Origin of the sequence: Arthrobacter sp. NQ4 (genome assembly GCF_029077345.1) — a bacterium.
Taxonomy (GTDB): Bacteria; Actinomycetota; Actinomycetes; order Actinomycetales; family Micrococcaceae; genus Arthrobacter.
Window position 1 is genome coordinate 329,575 of sequence record NZ_JARETC010000004.1, and the last position, 17,468, is coordinate 347,042.

Annotated in this window: 15 protein-coding genes and 1 pseudogene; 14 read left to right on the forward strand and 2 right to left on the reverse strand. The window is 66.6% G+C overall.

Going from position 1 to position 17,468, the window contains the following annotated elements:
• The first annotated feature begins 157 nt into the window (after positions 1-157).
• From PUN51_RS10095 to PUN51_RS10150, 12 genes are all read left to right on the forward strand, one after another.
• Positions 158-763: a helix-turn-helix domain-containing protein gene (locus PUN51_RS10095; RefSeq protein ID WP_159630478.1), complete on the forward strand. Its 606-nt coding sequence runs from the start codon at positions 158-160 to the stop codon at positions 761-763.
• A gap of 163 nt (positions 764-926) precedes the next feature.
• Entirely contained in the window at positions 927-2,258 is a 1,332-nt protein-coding gene (locus PUN51_RS10100; RefSeq protein WP_159630480.1) for an MFS transporter, read from the forward strand.
• Positions 2,259-2,269: 11 nt separating this feature from the next.
• Positions 2,270-3,667: an FAD-dependent oxidoreductase gene (locus PUN51_RS10105; protein ID WP_275180788.1), complete on the forward strand. Its 1,398-nt coding sequence runs from the start codon at positions 2,270-2,272 to the stop codon at positions 3,665-3,667.
• Positions 3,664-4,917 carry a CaiB/BaiF CoA transferase family protein gene (locus tag PUN51_RS10110; protein WP_159630484.1) on the forward strand — a complete coding sequence of 418 codons (1,254 nt, stop codon included), beginning with the start codon at positions 3,664-3,666 and terminating at the stop codon, positions 4,915-4,917. Before PUN51_RS10105 ends, PUN51_RS10110 begins: the two co-directional genes overlap by 4 nt.
• Positions 4,914-5,717 carry an enoyl-CoA hydratase-related protein gene (locus PUN51_RS10115; RefSeq protein ID WP_159630486.1) on the forward strand — a complete coding sequence of 268 codons (804 nt, stop codon included), beginning with the start codon at positions 4,914-4,916 and terminating at the stop codon, positions 5,715-5,717. The genes PUN51_RS10110 and PUN51_RS10115 overlap by 4 nt, the downstream gene beginning before the upstream one ends.
• 44 nt (positions 5,718-5,761) lie before the next feature.
• A complete protein-coding gene (locus tag PUN51_RS10120) occupies positions 5,762-6,712 on the forward strand; it encodes a dihydrodipicolinate synthase family protein (RefSeq protein WP_224023095.1) in 951 nt (316 codons plus the stop codon).
• Positions 6,712-7,512: an SDR family oxidoreductase gene (locus tag PUN51_RS10125; RefSeq protein WP_224023092.1), complete on the forward strand. Its 801-nt coding sequence runs from the start codon at positions 6,712-6,714 to the stop codon at positions 7,510-7,512. The genes PUN51_RS10120 and PUN51_RS10125 overlap by 1 nt, the downstream gene beginning before the upstream one ends.
• A 27-nt stretch (positions 7,513-7,539) precedes the next feature.
• Positions 7,540-9,012, forward strand: coding sequence for an aldehyde dehydrogenase family protein (locus tag PUN51_RS10130; protein ID WP_275180789.1), 1,473 nt, complete (start codon positions 7,540-7,542; stop codon positions 9,010-9,012).
• A 5-nt stretch (positions 9,013-9,017) separates the two neighbouring features.
• Positions 9,018-9,338, forward strand: a complete 321-nt coding sequence (gene fdxA, locus PUN51_RS10135; protein ID WP_275180790.1) for a ferredoxin — start codon at positions 9,018-9,020, stop codon at positions 9,336-9,338.
• A 281-nt stretch (positions 9,339-9,619) separates the two neighbouring features.
• Positions 9,620-10,990 (forward strand): MFS transporter, encoded by a 1,371-nt coding sequence (locus PUN51_RS10140; RefSeq protein WP_374114926.1) that lies wholly within the window; start codon positions 9,620-9,622, stop codon positions 10,988-10,990.
• 105 nt (positions 10,991-11,095) lie between these two features.
• Positions 11,096-12,352 (forward strand): aminopeptidase P family protein, encoded by a 1,257-nt coding sequence (locus PUN51_RS10145; RefSeq protein WP_159630498.1) that lies wholly within the window; start codon positions 11,096-11,098, stop codon positions 12,350-12,352.
• A 73-nt stretch (positions 12,353-12,425) separates the two neighbouring features.
• Entirely contained in the window at positions 12,426-13,262 is an 837-nt protein-coding gene (locus tag PUN51_RS10150; RefSeq protein ID WP_374114927.1) for an IclR family transcriptional regulator, read from the forward strand.
• A gap of 129 nt (positions 13,263-13,391) precedes the next feature.
• Here PUN51_RS10150 and PUN51_RS20820 read toward each other — a convergent pair.
• Positions 13,392-13,634 (reverse strand): annotated as a pseudogene (locus PUN51_RS20820) (VOC family protein); the annotation flags it as partial.
• On the opposite strand from PUN51_RS20820, the gene PUN51_RS20825 reads away from it, so the two are divergent.
• Complete coding sequence (locus PUN51_RS20825; RefSeq protein WP_374114928.1) at positions 13,620-13,793, forward strand: hypothetical protein; 174 nt, start codon at positions 13,620-13,622, stop codon at positions 13,791-13,793. The pseudogene PUN51_RS20820 and the gene PUN51_RS20825 overlap by 15 nt on opposite strands.
• A gap of 356 nt (positions 13,794-14,149) precedes the next feature.
• On the opposite strand, the gene PUN51_RS10160 is transcribed toward PUN51_RS20825, so the two are convergent.
• Positions 14,150-15,751: a PucR family transcriptional regulator gene (locus tag PUN51_RS10160; protein WP_224027119.1), complete on the reverse strand. Its 1,602-nt coding sequence runs from the start codon at positions 15,749-15,751 to the stop codon at positions 14,150-14,152.
• A 107-nt stretch (positions 15,752-15,858) separates the two neighbouring features.
• On the opposite strand from PUN51_RS10160, the gene PUN51_RS10165 reads away from it, so the two are divergent.
• On the forward strand, positions 15,859-17,418 hold the full coding sequence (locus tag PUN51_RS10165) for a purine-cytosine permease family protein (RefSeq protein WP_275180791.1): 1,560 nt from the start codon (positions 15,859-15,861) through the stop codon (positions 17,416-17,418).
• Positions 17,419-17,468 lie beyond the last annotated feature (50 nt).

The window sequence follows — 17,468 nt, forward strand, 5'->3', positions numbered from 1 at the left end:
CGCCAGTATGGGGCAGGGGCGTGCGATCCACGCGTGTCTTTTGGCCCGTCTTTGCCGTGCCCGCGTCGAATCTTCAGGATAATTAGGAAAAAGGGTTGTTTGAGTGAAAATCTTCACTATAGTTATGTGAGTAAGCTCACCCAGTGAAAGACAACCGATGACCACCGAGAGTAGCACCACCGCACCGCCAGCCACCAGCGAACTGCTGGCCACGGTTGGTAACAAGGTGCGGTCCATGCGCAAGGAAAAGGGCATGACCCTGGCCAAGCTCTCGGATGTCACGGGGCTCAGTCAGGCGATCGTCAGCCAGATCGAACGCGGAATGGCCAACCCGTCCTTCACAACCCTTGCCCAGCTGGCCCATGGACTGGACATTCCCGTGGGAAGGTTCTTCATCGGCCAGGACCAAACCAAGTCACCCGTCGTTCGCAGATCCGCACGGCGGAACCTGAAAAACGTCACCCGCGAATCCGTGGGCGAGGCAGTTCACGAACTGCTCACTCCGGACCGTGACGGCACCATCGAAGCGCAATGGATCATGACGCCCCCCGGGCACGACACCAGCGCAACACCCTTTACCCACAGCGGGGAAGAGTTCTGCTACATCATCTCGGGCCGCAAGGACGTCTACTTGGACGGCGTCTGCTACAGCCTGGAAGAAGGCGACTCCATCACCTATCCGGCAGAAACCCCGCACTGGTACAAGAACAGCTACGAAGAGGTATGCGTAGCCATCTGGGTGAACGCACCACACAAGTGGTAGGCCAACCGGTCCCCGCCGGCCCCTGCGTTTTCCCCTAGCTGTCCGGACCCAACCCGTGGCCCCGGACAATCCTTGCCACCTTCGCATCCTGCGCCTCCTCCAACAGGCGCCGCTGCGTCATACCCTCCTGCGCCCTCCCCGGCGCCAGCGTAAGGACACTTCCATGCTCGATATCCAAGCGACGGACAATGCCGTACCGTCATCCCGTTCGACCACTCCATCCCCCCGCAACCGCGACAAATTCTCCCCCGAGGTGCGTAAAGGACTCCTGGGCCTCGGCCTGGGAAACGCCCTGGAATGGTATGACTGGATGGTCTTCGGCCTCCTGTCCGCCTTCATCGGCCCGAATTTCTTTCCCAATACCGAGCCTCTCTCCGCCACCTTGAACGCGCTGGCCGTGTTCGCCGTCGGATTCGCTTTCAGGCCACTGGGCGGCATCCTGCTCGGGACGCTGGCGGACCGCATCGGCCGCCGCCGTGTGATGCTTTTGTCCATCATGCTGATGGCCGGCACCACCCTGGTCATCGCCGTAACCCCCAGCTACGCCACCATCGGCGCCTGGTCCGGCATCATCCTGGTGGCATGCCGCGTCCTGCAGGGCATCTCCACCGGCATCGAAGCCCCGCTCTCCACCTCCCACGCCGTTGAACTGGCTCCAGAAGGCCGCGAAGGCTACGTGGCCGGCATCATGTCTTTCTACGTCAACATCGGCATCCTGCTGGCCTCCCTCGTCAGCTTCGTCTGCAGCCTTACCATCGGTGGCGCCGCCATGGGGGAGTGGGGCTGGCGCATCCCTTTCATCATCGGCGCCTTGTTCGGCTTCGTGGTGCTCTACCTGCGGCGCTCGCTGCCCGAAACACTCAAGGAAGAAGAGCGCGCCGCCAACACCGCAAAGACCGTGTGGTCCGGTGTGGGCAAGCACTGGCTCTCCGTCCTGGCCATCATCTTCGTGGTGGGCGCCGCCCAGGCCTACAACTACGCCTGGAACGTGGGCTTGCCCAGCGCCGCCCGCAGTGGCTTCAAGGAAGACCCCACCGCCGTCTTCGCCCTAACCACCATCCTGGGCGTCATCCTCGTGGTGGGCAGCTGGATCATCGGCAAGCTGGCCGACGGCCGGTCAATGTCCCGCTGGTTCCTGGTGACCCGCGTCCTGGCCATCCCGTCCGTGTTCCTCATGCTCCTGTACGTCCAGCCCGGCATCGGCGGATTCGCAGCAGTCCTTCTGGGCGGCTCGATCGTCCTGGTCCTGAACATGACCCTCTACAACGTGGTCAGCTCCTCCCTGATGCCCAAGAACATCCGTGGCACCGGCGTGGCCCTGGGTTACGGCATCGGCGTGGCCGTCTTCGGCGGCACGGCCTCCTACCTCCTGGTCTGGCTGCAGTCCCTTGACCTCACCTGGGTCTTCCCGGTCTACGTAGCCGTCCTCTCCAGTCTCAGCATCGTTTTCTACCTCGCCGCACGCCGTACCAACGGCATCTTCGTCGGAAAGTAAGGACTTCCCTCATGAACAACACACCCAGCTTCGCCGCGCCCAAAACCGGTTCCCTGGAGCTCTCCACCACCACGGCGGACCTCACCGCCCCGGTGATTTCCCGGTCCAACGTCCTTGTGGTTGGTGGTGGCCCCGCAGGCGTGGCCGCTGCCGTCACCGCCGCCCGCTCCGGCGCCAAGGTGACCCTCCTGGAGCGCTACTCCTCCCTGGGTGGCCTGGCCTCCGGCGGCATGGTGCTGGTCCTGGATGACATGATTAACGGCCAGGACATCACCGTCACCGGCATCGTGTCCGAATACGTGGAACGCCTGCAGAAACTGGGCCTGGCCATCGTCCCGCCCGCCGAGGACCGCCGCACCTCCGAGGAACTCTGGAACAAGTGGGGCCGCTACGGCACCTTCGACTTCCACTCCCACACCAATCCCAAGCCCATCTGCTACGCCGCCGCGTTCGACCCTGACGGCTGGAAGCGCGTCTCGAACGACCTGGTCCGCGAGGCCGGCGTGGACCTGCGGCTGCACTCCTGGTTCTCCCGCCCCATCGTGGACAACGGCGTCATCAAGGGCGTCATCTGCGAAACCAAGCTCGGCCCGCAGGCCTTCATGGCGGACGTGGTCATCGACACCACCGGCGACATCGACGTGGCCTCCCGCGCCGGCGCCAGCTACGCCAAGGACAACTACCTCACCACCCTCGTGTTCCGGCTGGGCAACGTGGACACCGCCGCTGCAGAAGCCTTCGAGCAGGCCAACCCCAAGGAAGCGCGCGCCATCAACCGCAAGATCAAGCGCCTCTTGGGCGGGGCCTGGGAGCTGTGGTGGCTGAAGACCCCCATCGACGGCGTCGTGTGGTGCAACGCGCCGCACATGACCGGTTTTGATGGTGTGGATCCGGCAGGCATGACCGCCGCCGAGTTCTCCGCCCGGGACAAGATCTCCGAGGCCGTGGACTACGTCCGGGCCAACCTCCCCGGATTCGAAAAGTGCTACATGCTGGACGTCGCCTCCCAGATGGGCGTCCGACAGACCCGCCTGCTGCAGGGCGAGTACGTTATGACCAAGGATGACGTCACGTCCCGCCGCCACTTCCAGGACAGCGTGGCCCGCGGCCGGGACTACTACTACCCGTACCGCTCGCTGCTGCCAAAGGAAGTGGACCAGTTGCTGGTGGCCGGCCGCCACTACTCCGCCACCCCGGAGGCGCAGAAGATGTCCCGCGAGATCCCGCCCTGCATGGCCATGGGACAGGCCGTCGGCGTCGCCGCCGCTCTCGCCGTCGAATCCGGCGTGCTGGTCCGCGACGTGGCGGCAGCGGACATCCAGCAGGGGATGCGCCGGCACGGCGCGGACCCCGGCGACGTCCCGTCGTCGAACGCCACCCTGGACGCCGAAGTGGCGGTCCTGGCGTGAGCGCGGCAACGGTAGAGCGGGTGGAGGAACGCACGACGGCGGCGGGCGCCAAGGCCGCTGCGTCACCGGTGCCCCTTCCGCTGGAGGGCATCCGGATCGTCGACTTCACCCAGGTGTTCATGGGCCCGTCCTGCACCCAGCTGCTGGGCGACTACGGCGCGGACATCATCAAGGTGGAGCGGCCCGGCGCGGGTGACATCTCCCGTAACTCGTTCCCGGACCAGGACGGCCAGGACAACCCGATCTTCCTGTCCATCAACCGCAACAAGCGCAGCGTCTCCGTGGACACGCGGACCGACGAAGGCCGCGAGGTGCTGCACCGGCTCCTGGCCGACGCCGACGTGGTGGTCAGCAACTTCCGCTCCGGCGTCATGGAGCGGATGGGCTTCGGCTACGAGGAGCTCAAGACGAATAACCCCGGCATCATCTGGGCCTCCGGCACCGGTTTCGGCCCGGTGGGACCGTACTCGCACAAGGGCGGCCAGGATGCGATTGCCCAGGCGTACTCCGGTGTGATGTGGCGGCGCGAATCGGATGACCAGAAGCCCGCGATCTACCCCACCACGCTCTGCGACTACATCACCGGCATGCACCTCATGCAGGGCATCCTGCTGGCGCTGCGGACGCGCCAGGCATCAGGCGTGGGGCAGAAAGTGGAGGTGACCATGTACGACTCCATGCTGCACCTGCAGATGCAGGAGGCCTGCATGCAGCTCAACCGCGGCTATGAGGTCAACTGGGGCGCCATGCCACTGAGCGGCGTCTTCGAAACCACCGACGGTGCCGTGTGCATGGTGGGCGGCTTTACCCCTGACCCGCTGGCGAGGATCTCCGACGCCCTGGGCCTGGACGAGGACCTCACCGAACGCCCCGGGTTCGCTACCCTGGAGCAGCAGTTCAAGAACAAGCCCGCCCTGCAGGCCATCTTCCGGGAGCACTTCGCCGCCAACACCACCGAGTACTGGACCGGGAAACTGGAGGAACAGGGACTGCTCAACGCTCCCGTCCACACGTTGGAACAGGCGCTCGCTGATGCCCAGACCGAGGCGAACGGCATGATCGTGGAGGCTGAACACCCGCGGGTGGGGACCGTGAAGATGCTCAACGCGCCCATCCGGCTCTCCGCCACTCCGCCCAGTATCCGCCGCGCCGCCCCCCGCCTGGGGGAGCACAACGTGGAGGTCCTGCTGGAGAACGGCTTCGACGCCGAGGCGATTGCCCGGCTTCAGCAGCTGGGAGTCCTGCGGTGACGGCAGTGGCAGAGCGGGTTGACGAGGTCACCCTCTTGATCAATGACGGCGTCGCAACCGTCACTATCGACCGCCAGCATGTCCTGAACGCCGTCGACGGTACCGCGCAGGCCCGGCTCAACCGGATTTGGGACCAGCTGGAACAGGACCCGTCAGTGCGGACCGTGGTCATCACCGGTGCCGGGTCCCGTGCCTTCTGCGTCGGAGCGGACATGTCCGCGTCCGCGGTGGATAAGACCGGCCTGGAGTATTGGGCCGGCCTGGACCCCAACGGCTTCGGCGGATTGAGCCTGCGCACCACACTGGACGTCCCCGTGATCGCCAAGGTCAACGGCTACGCGCTGGGCGGCGGGATGGAGATCGTCCTGGGCGCGGACATCGTGGTGGCCGTGGACAGCGCGAAGTTCGGGCTGACGGAGCCCCGGGTGGGGCGCTTGGCGCTCGACGGCGGCATCCACCAGTTGCTGCGCCGCGTCCCCTACACCCAGGCCATGGGCATGCTGCTCACCGGCCGGAAAGCCGACGCCGCCGAAATGCAGGCCATGGGCCTGGTCAACGAAGTGGTTCCTGCTGACGAACTCGACGACGCAGTGCAGCGCTGGGTGGACCAGATCCTCGCCTGCGCCCCCACCTCCGTCCGGGCGGTCAAGCAGATGGCTGCCCGGACTTCGCACCTGACGGCCGCCGAAGCACGCGGTCTCCGGCTGCCCGCCCTCATGGCCGCCCTGGACAGCGAAGACTCCGCCGAAGGCGTCCGCGCGTTCCAGGAAAAACGTCCGCCGGTGTGGCCGGGCCGCTGAATACACGTTTCCCACTAAGAGTTCCAACAAAAGAAGGACCACTCATGCCGCAATCCGCCGCGCCTGAAAACCGTGAATCCCTGGCCCCGGGCGTGTGGGGCGTTGTTGCCACCCCGTTCCAGGGCAGCACCCTGGACCTGGACCTGGACAGCCTCTCGGACCTCGTGGAACGCTACGAAACCATCGGCGCCACCGGCCTGACCGTCCTGGGCGTTTTCGGCGAGGCTGCCGCCCTCATTGCGGAGGAGCGGCGGCAGGTGCTGGAAATCGCCGTCGAATGCACCAGCCTGCCCCTGGTGGTGGGAGTGACGGCACTGGCCACCCGGCCGGCTATCGAGGAAATCCGTGCAGCCCAACAGGTGGCCGGCCACCGCCTTACTGCTGTCATGGTGCAGGCCAACTCGCCAAAACCGGAGGTGGTGGCCGCCCATCTGGACGCCATCCACCGTGCCACCGGCGTCAAGGTGGTGCTGCAGGATTATCCCCTCGCCAGCGGCGTCACCATCTCCACCGACGCGCTCATTACAGTGGTCAAAGCAAGCCCGTCCGTTGTTGCCATCAAGGCCGAGGCGCCGCCCACCAGCGTGGCCATCGGCACGCTCAGTGCTGCTACAGGAATCTCAGTGTTCGGTGGCCTCGGCGGCCAGGGACTGCTGGACGAGCTCCTGGCCGGGGCGGCGGGCGCCATGACGGGATTCTCCTACCCCGAGGCGCTCATCGCCTGCGTCCGGGCCTGGCGGCGGGAAGGGTACGCGGCTGCCGCGGCCCAACTGGTGCCCTACCTGCCGCTCATCAACTTCGAGCAGCAGGCCAAGGTGGCACTGGCCATCCGCAAGGAATGCCTGCGGGAACGGGGCTGGATCAAGGACTCAGGCGTCCGGGCCCCGGCGGCTGCCTTCCCCGAGAACCTGCGCCACGCCATGACCGCTCACCTCCGCGAAGCCGCCACGGCACTGAAGCTCACCAGTGCCCCCATTACGGCCGGGAGCCTCTGATGGACATGGGCATCGTCGGACGGACAGTGCTGGTGGCCGCCTCCACCGGAGGGCTGGGACTCGCCGTGGCTCGGGCGCTGGCTGCGGAAGGGGCCAAAGTTGCCATCGTGGGCCGGCGGCGGGACCGGGCCGATGAGATCGTGGGCGAGCTGCAGGCAGCATACGGCGGCAATCCCGGTTTCGCGGCCATCGCCGTCGAAGCCGACCTCACCGTTCAGGGCGGAGTGGAGGCGGCAGTAGCCCAGACCGAATCCGGCCTGGGTCCCATCGACATCCTGGTCCTCAACGGGCCCGGCCCCAAGCCCGGCGCCGCTGCCACCCTGGGCTCCGAGGACATCGCCGCGGCATTCGACACCCTGGTCAAGCCACACCAGGCACTGGTGGCCCTGACACTTCCCGGCATGCGCGAGCGGCGCTGGGGGAGGATCCTGGCCGTCGGGTCAAGCGGCGTGGCAGCGCCGCTGCCCAATTTGGCCATCTCCAACACCGGGCGCGCCGCGCTTGCTGCCTACCTCAAGACGCTCGCCGCCGAGGTGGCGCTGGACGGGGTGACAGTGAACCTCCTCCTGCCGGGAAGGATCGCCACGGACCGCGTCACAGAGCTGGACCAGGCCGCCGCCAAGCGCCGCGGCACCACGCTGGAAGAGATCCGGCTCGAGTCCCGGAAAACCATCCCCGCGCGGCGGTATGGGGAACCCGCCGAATTCGGCGCCGCTGCCGCCTTCCTGTGCAGCGCCCCGGCGTCGTACATCACCGGCGTGGCACTGCGGTGCGACGGCGGCCTCATCCGCAGCCTCTAGCCACACCCAACATCCTGAAGGAACACCATGACCTCCACCGCACTTGCCGCCGAAACTTCCACCGCCCACGCGCACCTCACCGCCCAGCACCTCATCAACGGCCAATGGCTTGGTGAGGCGGACACCCGGCGCATGAACCCCGCCCGGCCGGATGAGCTGGCGGCACTGTCACCCAGCGGAACCGCCGCGGACGTTGACGCCGCCATTACCGCCGCCGCAGCGGCGCAGCCGGCCTGGGCCGCACTGCCCGCCCCCTCCCGCGGAGCCATCCTCATCACCGCCGGAAACCTGCTGGTCGAACGGCAGGGCACCATCGCCGAGGACCTTGTCCGGGAGGAAGGCAAAACCCTGGCCGAAGCCAAGGGCGAAGTGAAACGCGCCTCCGACGTGCTGCGCTTTTTCGGTTCACTCGGCTGGGCCGCCAGCGGCGAAGTGCTGCCGAGCGGGCTGCCGGACACCACCATCACGACGCGGCGCGAGCCGCTGGGCGTCGTCGGCTTGATCACGCCCTGGAACTTCCCCATCGCCATCCCGGCCTGGAAGGCCGCGCCGGCACTGATCAGCGGCAATGCCGTTGTGATCAAGCCCGCGGAGCTCACTCCGTTGTCCGCCACGCACCTGGCCCGCGCCCTCCAGGACGCAGGACTGCCGGCGGGCGTATTCAACGTGGTGCACGGCAAGGGCCGCGTGGTGGGCGATGCTTTGGCCCGGGATCCCCGTATTGCCGGTATGTCCTTCACCGGTTCCACCAACGTGGGCCTGGGCCTCCAGGAGATCCTCAACGGCCGGCGCGCCCGCGTGCAGCTGGAGATGGGCGGCAAGAACGGCGTCCTGGTCCTGGATGACGCGGACCCGCGCAAGGCAGCCCAGGTGGTGGCTGCCGGGGCCTTCGGCCTCACCGGGCAGGCCTGCACCGCCACGTCCCGGGTGTACGTTACCCCCGGTATCCGCGCCGCCTTCCTCGACGCCCTCGTGGCGGAAGCCGCCAAGTACACGCCGGGCGACGGCCTGGAGTCGGCCATGGGTGCGGTGGTGAGCCCGCAGCAGTTCGAGCAGGACCAAGCAGCGGTGCGCGGTGCCGTCGAACGCGGTGCAACCCTCCTGCACGGAAAGCACGATGGCGACTCCTCCGAAGCGCTGTTCTTCCCCGCCGCCGTGCTCACCGACCTGGCCTTCGACGATCAGGCCGTGACCGAGGAGATATTCGGTCCCGTGGTGGCGGTCCTGGAGGTGGCTGACTACGAGGCAGGCCTGGCCGCCATCAATGACTCCCGCTACGGCCTGACCGCCGGCATCTGCACGGATTCGCTGGCCTTGGCCACCGACTTCTCCGCAAGGGCCCAGGCCGGCGTGATCAAAGTCAACCGGCCCACCGCCGGGCTGGACCTGAACGTGCCGTTCGGCGGCGTCAAGGACTCCTCAACCAACACGTTCCGCGAACAGGGCAGGTCCGCCCTGGAGTTCTTCACGTGGGCCAAGACCGTGTACACGGGTGTGTAGCTGCCATGACCTATGTGATCGCCCAGCCCTGCGTGGATGTGAAGGACAAGGCCTGTATCCAGGAGTGCCCGGTGGACTGCATCTACGAGGGCGAACGTTCGCTCTACATTCACCCATCGGAATGCGTGGACTGCGGTGCCTGTGATCCCGTGTGCCCGGTGGAGGCGATCTACTTTTCCGACGACGTCCCCGATGAATGGGCGGACTACGTCGTGGCGAACGTGGAGTTCTTCTCGGAGCTGGGGTCACCGCAGGGTGCATCAGCCGTTGGGAACCTGCACCGGGACCATCCGGTGATAGCAGGGGAAGCCGTTCCGTTGCGGTAACAGCCGTTCATGCCTTTGCCCAATAGTGGCCGCCAAGCCTTACCGCTTGGCGGCCACTATTGCGTTAACGGCCAGAATTCGCGTGTGTTACAACTCTGTTGTTTTTGCTGCAACAGAGGCTTTTGTTCCTGATTGGATACCGTGCTGTCGGCCTTGTCGTCTTGATGTGCGGATCCCGGGGATTAATCATTGCGAAACCTCTTGACTGTGTTGCGCGTCACGGCCTATCTTGAAACAACCACGTTGCAAGCAATGCAACTCTGACTTTCATTGGTGGTTTCATGAGTACCCAACAAAACTCACCCGAGGCAGGGATGGTTGCCGCTGACGCCAACGCTCCTGCCGGGGCTGGTGGCGGCATGGACAACGCCGTTGCCAGCAAGGACGTTCGACGCCGGGTGGTCACTGCGAGCTTCATCGGCAACTTTGTCGAATGGTTCGACTACGCGGTGTACGGCTATCTGGCCGCAGTAATTTCCTCAGTGTTCTTCCCTGAGGCCGATCGGCAGACCGCGCTGCTGGCTACCTTCGCCGTCTTTGCCATCTCGTTCTTCGTCCGTCCCCTGGGTGGCTTCTTCTGGGGTCACATCGGCGACAAGCTCGGCCGGCGCAAGGCTCTGTCCCTGTCCATCGTCATCATGTCCGTCTCCACGTTCTGCATCGCCCTCATCCCGGGCTACGGAACCATCGGACTGCTGGCCCCGCTCCTTCTGCTCCTGGTCCGCGTGGTTCAGGGCTTCTCGGCGGCCGGCGAATACGCCGGAGCATCAGCCTTCCTGGTGGAATACGCGCCGGCCAACCGCCGTGGCCTCTATGCCGCCGTCGTGCCCGCCAGTACCGCCGCCGGCCTGCTCCTGGGCTCACTGATCGCAGCGCTCCTCAGCTCGGTACTCAGCACCGACCAACTGCACGAATGGGGATGGCGGCTGCCGTTCCTGCTGGCCGCCCCCATGGGACTGATCGGCCGCTACATCCGCACCAAGCTGGAGGACACCCCCGCTTTCCGCGCACTGGCCGACCAGGAGGAATCCGCTCCCAAAGCCCCTGCGCTGGACATGTTCCGGACCTATCGCAAACAGCTGCTGATCGCCTGCGGTGCCGTGCTGCTCAACGCCGTCGGTTTCTACGTCATCCTCAGCTACATGCCCACCTACCTGTCCGAGGAACTTGGCTTCGGGCCCACCGAATCCTTCCTTGCCACCACGATCGCCCTGGCCAGCTATATCGGCTTCATCTTCCTGACCGGCCTCGCCTCGGACCGGTTCGGCCGCAAGCGCATGCTGATCACCGCGTCCGTGCTGTTCATGCTGCTGACTGTTCCCGCTTTCATGCTGCTGGACACGGGCAACTTCCTGGTGATCGTCCTGGTCCAGATCCTGCTGGGCGGCATGCTTACGCTGAACGACGGAACGCTGCCCAGTTTCCTGGCCGAACTGTTCCCCACCAAAGTCCGGTACAGCGGCTTCGCCGTCAGCTTCAACCTCTCCAACGCCCTGTTCGGCGGCACGGCCCCGTTCATGGCCACCCTGCTGATCGGCATGACCCAGAGCAAGCTGGCGCCGGGCTGGTACCTCGTGGCCGCATCCGCCGTGTCGCTCATGGCCGTGCTGTTCGCCACCGAAACCTCGCGGAAGCCCCTCAAGCACCTCTGACCAACCAGAGGCCCCTGACCCATCCGGGTCCACAGACCAACCTCACTACGCAAACAACACCAACTGCACCAACAGCAGCTGGCACCCACTAGAAAGGCACCACCCGTGACTATCACTGCCGACAACGCCTCCTCCATCGCCGAACTCGAGCGCCTCAAGGTCCTGCACAACGGCACCAAGGGCAAGCTCACGTTCTCCGACGCAGAGTTCGAGCGCCGCCTTGGCGGCCTCCGCAAGATCATGGCCGCCAAGGAGCTGGACGCGGTTATCCTCACCAGCTACCACGGCATCAAGTACTACTCCGACTTCCTGTACACCACGTTCGGCCGCAACTACGCCCTGGTGGTCACCGCCAACGACTCCGTCACCGTCACCGCCAACATCGACGCCGGCATGCCGTGGCGCACCTCCTACGGCGAGAACATCGTCTACACCGACTGGCGCCGCGACAACTTCTACTTCGGCCTCCAGGAAGCCCTGCGCCAGCGAGGCGTCAAGGCCACCCGGCTGGGCGTCGAGGACGACTTTCTCCCGGGCCTGACCCGCGAAAAGATCGCCGCGGCGTTCCCCGGCGCCCAGCTCCTGGACGTCTCCCAGGACGCCATGCGCCAGCGCATGATCAAGTCCGCCGAGGAAATCGAAGTCATCAAGCACGGCGCCCGCATCGGCGACCTGGGCGGCGAAGCCATCCGCAACGCCATCCGCGAAGGCATCTCCGAGTACGAAGTGGCCCTCATCGGCACCGAGGCCATGGTGCACGAGATCGCCAGGACCTTCCCGGACCGCGAGGTCCGCGACACCTGGGTGTGGTTCCAGTCCGGCATCAACACCGACGGCGCCCACAACTGGGCCACCACCCGCAAGCTGCAGCAGGGCGACATCCTCTCGCTCAACTGCTTCCCCATGACCTCCGGTTACTACACCGCCCTGGAGCGGACCCTCTTCCTGGGCCAGCCGGACGAGCGCTCGCTGGAGCTGTGGAACATCAACGTCGAGGTGCACGAGCGCGGCCTGGAACTGATCAAGCCCGGCGCCGTCTGCAAGGACATCGCCGCCGAGCTCAACGAGATCTACATCAGCCACGGCCTGCTGGCCAACCGCACCTTCGGTTACGGCCACTCCTTCGGCGTCCTGAGCCACTACTACGGCCGCGAAGCCGGCCTGGAGCTGCGCGAGGACATCGACACCGTCCTCGAGCCGGGCATGGTGGTTTCCATGGAGCCCATGATCACGGTGGCGGACGGCCTGCCGGGCGCCGGCGGCTACCGCGAGCACGACATCCTGGTGATCGGCGAGGACAACACGGTGGAAAACATCACCAAGTTCCCGTTCGGCCCGGAACACAACATCGTCCAGGGATAACCATCTGAACAGCCGAAGCGGCGCCGTGCACCACGGCGCCGCTTTCGGTGTCCAGCCCCGACCATAGGGAAAGATGGTGTCCACCATGACTCCTGCGAAAACCCCAGACAGCAACGGCAGCGGAACCGGCACCAACGGCGGGACGGACGCCAAAGGAGCCTCCGTCGTCGTCAACGCCATCGCCGTCCTGCGCACCTTCACGGCGGACGAACCCCTGCTGGGCGTCACGGAAATCGCCAACCGCGTGGGCATGCACAAGTCCAGCGTGTCCCGTATCCTGGCCACCTTCGAGCAGGAAAACCTGGTGGAACGCGACCCGGAAACCAAGCGGTTCCGGCTGGGCCTGGGGCTCATCGCCGTCGCCGGACCGCTGCTGGCCGAGATGGAGGAACGCCGCGTTGCCTACCCCGTCCTGCGGCAGCTGACCGAGCAGACCGGCGAAACCAGTGCCCTCATGCTGTGGAACGGTGACGAGGCCATCTGCGTGGAGCAGATCGCGAGCCACCACCAGATCAAGCACACCACCCCCCTGGGCGCCCGCTACCGTGACGCGATGAGCGCCTCGGTCCAGGTGTTCCTGTCCACGCTGCCGGCCGAACGGGTGCGTGAACTGTTGCGCAGCGGAACCATCACCTTTCCGGGACTGGACGACGACGGACTGGCAGCGTACGAAGTCCGGCTCCAGGATGTTGCGCAGCGGGGATGGGCGGGGAACTACGGCGAATCGTCCATGGACGAGGTGGGCGTGGCCGCGCCTGTCCGCGACCACCGCGGCGACGTTGTGGCGGCCGTCCTGATTCCGGCGCCGCGGTTCCGGGTGTCCAAGGAACAGTTCGAGAGTCTGGGGGAGGCCTGCGTCGCCGCCGCCGCCAAGGTGACCACCCGGCTGGGTGGCCGCCCGGGAAGCTGACGCTGCCTGGTCAGGCCCGTGCCGGCGGGGTGCCGGTTTGCTCCGTGACCGCGCTGACCGCGCGACCACACCGCCCCAGGGGTCGCTGATCACGGCACTCCTGAACCCGGGGGTATCCATGGGTGCCATGACAATGCCGCCGCCCAGGGCAACGGCCCGGTCGGCGGTCCTGTCTGCATCGGTGACCCCGAAGTTCACACTCCAATGTGGAGGAACAGTCACGCCGTCGGCGGGGGTAGCCACGGCCACCAGTTGGTCTTCGAGGAGCCACAGTGAAAACGGGGCGTCCGGCGGCGACGCCAGTTCCCAGTTGAACAATGCCCTGTAGAACTCCTGGGCCTTTCCAAGATCCGGGGTGTGCAGCGAACTCATGGCCCAGCTATTGGGCTGGTCTGCAAGCTCAACGCCGTCATTGACGCCCGCCTGCCGCAGGCAGAACAGCACGCCGGAGGAATCGGCAACCAGTTGCGAACGGGTCCCGGCGCCGATGGCCCCGAGCTGCCGGCCGCCCGCCTGTTCCGCCAGCGCTGAAGCCTTCCCGGCATCGCCCACCCGGATATGGGTCAGCCATCCCGCTGGTGATCCCGGCGGGGCCTGCCCCACGCCGCCTACGGAGCGGCCGTCAAGGCGCGCCAGACAGTACCCGCCCTCGAATCCCGGCACCTGTATCGGATCGTCGAACGTCCAGCCGAACAGTCCGCCATAGAACTCTTTGGCACCCTGGGGGTCCGGTTGCCAGGTGTCGACCCAGCACGGCGCACCCACTAAGGAAGTATTCCGCTTTGCCATCCGCCGCGCCCTTTCCATCCGAGCTGCCCGGACCCGGGGCCCGGCCACAGGGAAATGCCAGGCAAGCATACGTCCGGAAGCAGGGGCCCCGCAGGAGGTCAGGGCAGCCCGGCCATCCTCGCCGCCAGGTGCAGCGCCGCGAGCCGCCCCGTCCCGCGCGGATCCCCTCCGCAGAGCTCGAAAATCCGCTGCAGCCGGTGGTGCATCGACTGCCGCTCAAGGTGCAGTTCGCGCGCCGACTGTGCGGTATTGCAGCCGGAGTCCAGCCACACCTGCAGGGTCTCCAGCAGCTGGGACTGCCGCTGAGCATCATGCTCCAGGACCGCCCGCAACTGCCGGCTCACGAACGCCTCCCTGGACGAGGCATCCAGGCAGGTCAGAGCGAGGCTTTCCACGGCGGCGTCCTGGGCGTCAACCACAACCAGGCCCCGGGACGGGTGCCGCCTGCGCGCGGACGCATTCCGGCGGCGGATCTGCCGTACCTCCAGGGCGCGCCGGGCTTCCGCCAGTGACCAGGCTGCCTCCGCCACGCCGTCTGCCAGCGGCCCGACGGCGATCACGGCATCGTGGTCCCCCTCCAGTCCCTGCAGGGATTCCAGGAGCTGCCGCCGCTCGCCGGCCGTCTCGGTGCACGGCAGGCCGATCATCACCACCAGCTCGGTGTCATCCAGGTACGCGGCACAGGGAATCCGCTGCGAGCTCAGGAAGTTTTCGACGGCGCCGCGCAGCTCCTGCGGTGCCGCCGCGTGGATCGCGGCCACCACGGCGGGGGAGTCCGTGGGGAAGCCGGCGCCGGGGGCCAGCTGCTCGAGGCGCCACTCCGGTGCGGAATTCAGCACGGCGCGCATCAGTTCAGCGCCGGCCAGGGCGTGCAGTCCCGGAGGCGTGTGCTGCAGCAGCGCCAGGCCCAGGATGTCCACTGCGCGCTCGCCCGCCACCTGGGCCAGCGCCGTGTCCGCGACATCCGGCACGTGCACCTCGAGCCGCCCCATGAGGACCCCGCGCACGGGGATGTCCACGGTGATGACCGTTCCGCCGGCCACCGGGTAAAAGCCGCCGTGGCCGCCTGGCCCGGTGCCGTCGTCGTCCGCTGTTCCTTCTCCGGCTTCCGCGTCCACCCCGTTGCTCCAACCCTCCGGCGCCGCGCTGCCCATGGTCACTCCCCACGGGGAGGTGAGCTTCACGGCCGAGCCGGTGATGCCTGCCAGCACGCCCAGGATCTTGTCCAGTGAAGCGCCATGCGCCAGCTCGGCAGCCATGGCGCGCGTGGCGGCATCCGCCTGCTGCAGGTGCCCCACCGACTCGCTGACCAGCATGGAGTTGATGGCCTGCATGACGCCGACGAACGGGACCACCTTGCGCAGTTCCACCACGGGAAGGCCGTATTCCTCAGCCGTCTGCAGCATGTCCGCAGGAATTTCCGGCAGTGCACCGCCGGTCTCGATGGCCAGCGCAGCGACGCCGCGCTGCGCCAGCTCACGGACGTAGTCCCCGCGTCTGGCCGGGGTGGCGGTGGCCAGCGTGATCCCGCCGCAGAGCAGCAGTTCACCGCCACGGAGCAGGGGGGCGATGTCCAGCACCTCACTGGAGTGGACCCAGCGGACCGGCTGCGCATCAGCCACCACGCCCTGGGGGTGGACCACGGGATCGGCGGCGGCGAGGGCGGGGTGGGCGAGTATTTCGCCAAGAAACACTGACACGACAGTCCGTAACGTAGTAGGGGGATTTATTCGACACATTGTATCTTGTTGCTTGTGATGGGGGCCACATAGCCTAGTTGGTACTTATCCACCTCACGGAGGCCCCCATGCAAGAAAAGCTTTCTACAGCCACGCACGGCCAACCTGACCAGGCCACGCAGGACCACAGCGCCGTGGACCACGAAGCCTGGCTGCAGCCCATCCCCGAATCAGCACGAACACGCAAGGTATCCGGCCAGTTCTGGATCTGGGCGGGCGCCAACCTGGCACCCATCAACTGGGTGCTGGGGGCACTCGGTATCCAGCTGGGACTCGGACTCGCGGACACCATCACCGTGCTGGTGCTGGGCAACCTGATCGGCATGCTGCTCTTTGGCTGCTTCGTCCTCCTGGGCCAGAAGACCGGAGCCACCGGCATGGTCCTGGCCCGGGCGGCATTCGGACGGCGCGGCAACTACCTGCCGGCCGCCATCCAGGCCCTGCTGGTCATCGGCTGGTGCGCGGTGAACACCTGGATCATCCTGGACCTGGTCATGGCGCTCTTCGGAACCCTTGGCTGGGTTGACCCGGAAGCCCCCAACTACGGCTGGAAGATCGGCGTCGCCACCTTCATCATGGCCCTTCAGGTTGCCATCGCCTGGTTCGGCTACAAGGCCATCGCCGCCTTCGAGAAATGGACCGTGCCGCCCACCATCCTCATCCTGGCCGTCATGTCCGCGGTGGCCTGGTTCGGCATGGACATCAACTGGAGCTACGCCGGTCCCGCTGGCGCCGTCCTGGAAGGCTCTGAGCGGATCGCGGCCATGAGCGCGGTGATGACCGCCATCGGCATTGGCTGGGGCATCACCTGGTTCACCTACGCCGCGGACTACTCCCGGTTCGTCAGCACCAGCGTCCCCAAGAAGAAGGTCTACCTCGCTTCAGTGCTGGGCCAGTTCATCCCCGTGGTGTGGCTCGGCGTCCTGGGCGCCAGCCTTGCCACCAACAGCGGTGAGATCGATCCCGGCAAGCTGATCGTCCTGAACTTCGGTGCCATGGCGCTGCCAGTGCTGCTGATGGTGCTCCACGGCCCCATCGCCACCAACATCCTGAACATCTACACCTTCTCCGTGGCCACCCAGGCCCTGGACATCTCCATCAGCCGCCGCAAGCTGAACCTGTTCGTCGGCGTCTTCTCGCTCGCCGCCGTCGTCTTCTTCATCTTCCAGGAGGACTTCGCCGCAGTACTCGACGCCTGGCTGATCGGCCTGGTGGCCTGGGTGGCCGCCTGGGGCGGAATCATGCTGGTGCACTACTTCTGGCTGGAGAAGCGCTGGCCGGGCGGAACCGATCGGCTGTTCGACGGCGTCGGCACAAAGCGGCTGCCGGTGGTCAACTTCGCCGGCGTCATCTCCCTCCTGGCCGGGATCTTCGCCACGTGGCTGTTCATGTACGGCCTGATCCCCATCATGCAGGGCCCCATCGCCGTGGCCCTGGGCGGCTGGGACCTGTCCTGGCTGGCCGGTGGACTGACCAGCGCCGGGGTGTACGCCATCCTCGGCCCGCGCCAGCACATCCGCTACCTGGCCATCGAGCCACGCGCCGCACAGAAGGTGGACGCCACCCCTGGAGCGACCGCCTCCGAAGCAGGGAGCGCGGAGAGCACGCCCGCCCTTCCCGCCCTCTAAGCTCACCATCCCGTAGAACCTGGCGGGCGCCCACAGCGCCCGCCGAAAGG

Coding starts and splice junctions, on each gene's coding strand:
- PUN51_RS10095 (WP_159630478.1), top strand. CDS start 158: ATGACCACCGAGAGTAGCACCACCGCACCGCCAGCCACCAGCGAACTG.
- PUN51_RS10100 (WP_159630480.1), top strand. CDS start 927: ATGCTCGATATCCAAGCGACGGACAATGCCGTACCGTCATCCCGTTCG.
- PUN51_RS10105 (WP_275180788.1), top strand. CDS start 2,270: ATGAACAACACACCCAGCTTCGCCGCGCCCAAAACCGGTTCCCTGGAG.
- PUN51_RS10120 (WP_224023095.1), top strand. CDS start 5,762: ATGCCGCAATCCGCCGCGCCTGAAAACCGTGAATCCCTGGCCCCGGGC.
- PUN51_RS10125 (WP_224023092.1), top strand. CDS start 6,712: ATGGACATGGGCATCGTCGGACGGACAGTGCTGGTGGCCGCCTCCACC.
- PUN51_RS10130 (WP_275180789.1), top strand. CDS start 7,540: ATGACCTCCACCGCACTTGCCGCCGAAACTTCCACCGCCCACGCGCAC.
- fdxA (WP_275180790.1), top strand. CDS start 9,018: ATGACCTATGTGATCGCCCAGCCCTGCGTGGATGTGAAGGACAAGGCC.
- PUN51_RS10140 (WP_374114926.1), top strand. CDS start 9,620: ATGAGTACCCAACAAAACTCACCCGAGGCAGGGATGGTTGCCGCTGAC.
- PUN51_RS10150 (WP_374114927.1), top strand. CDS start 12,426: ATGGTGTCCACCATGACTCCTGCGAAAACCCCAGACAGCAACGGCAGC.
- PUN51_RS10165 (WP_275180791.1), top strand. CDS start 15,859: ATGCAAGAAAAGCTTTCTACAGCCACGCACGGCCAACCTGACCAGGCC.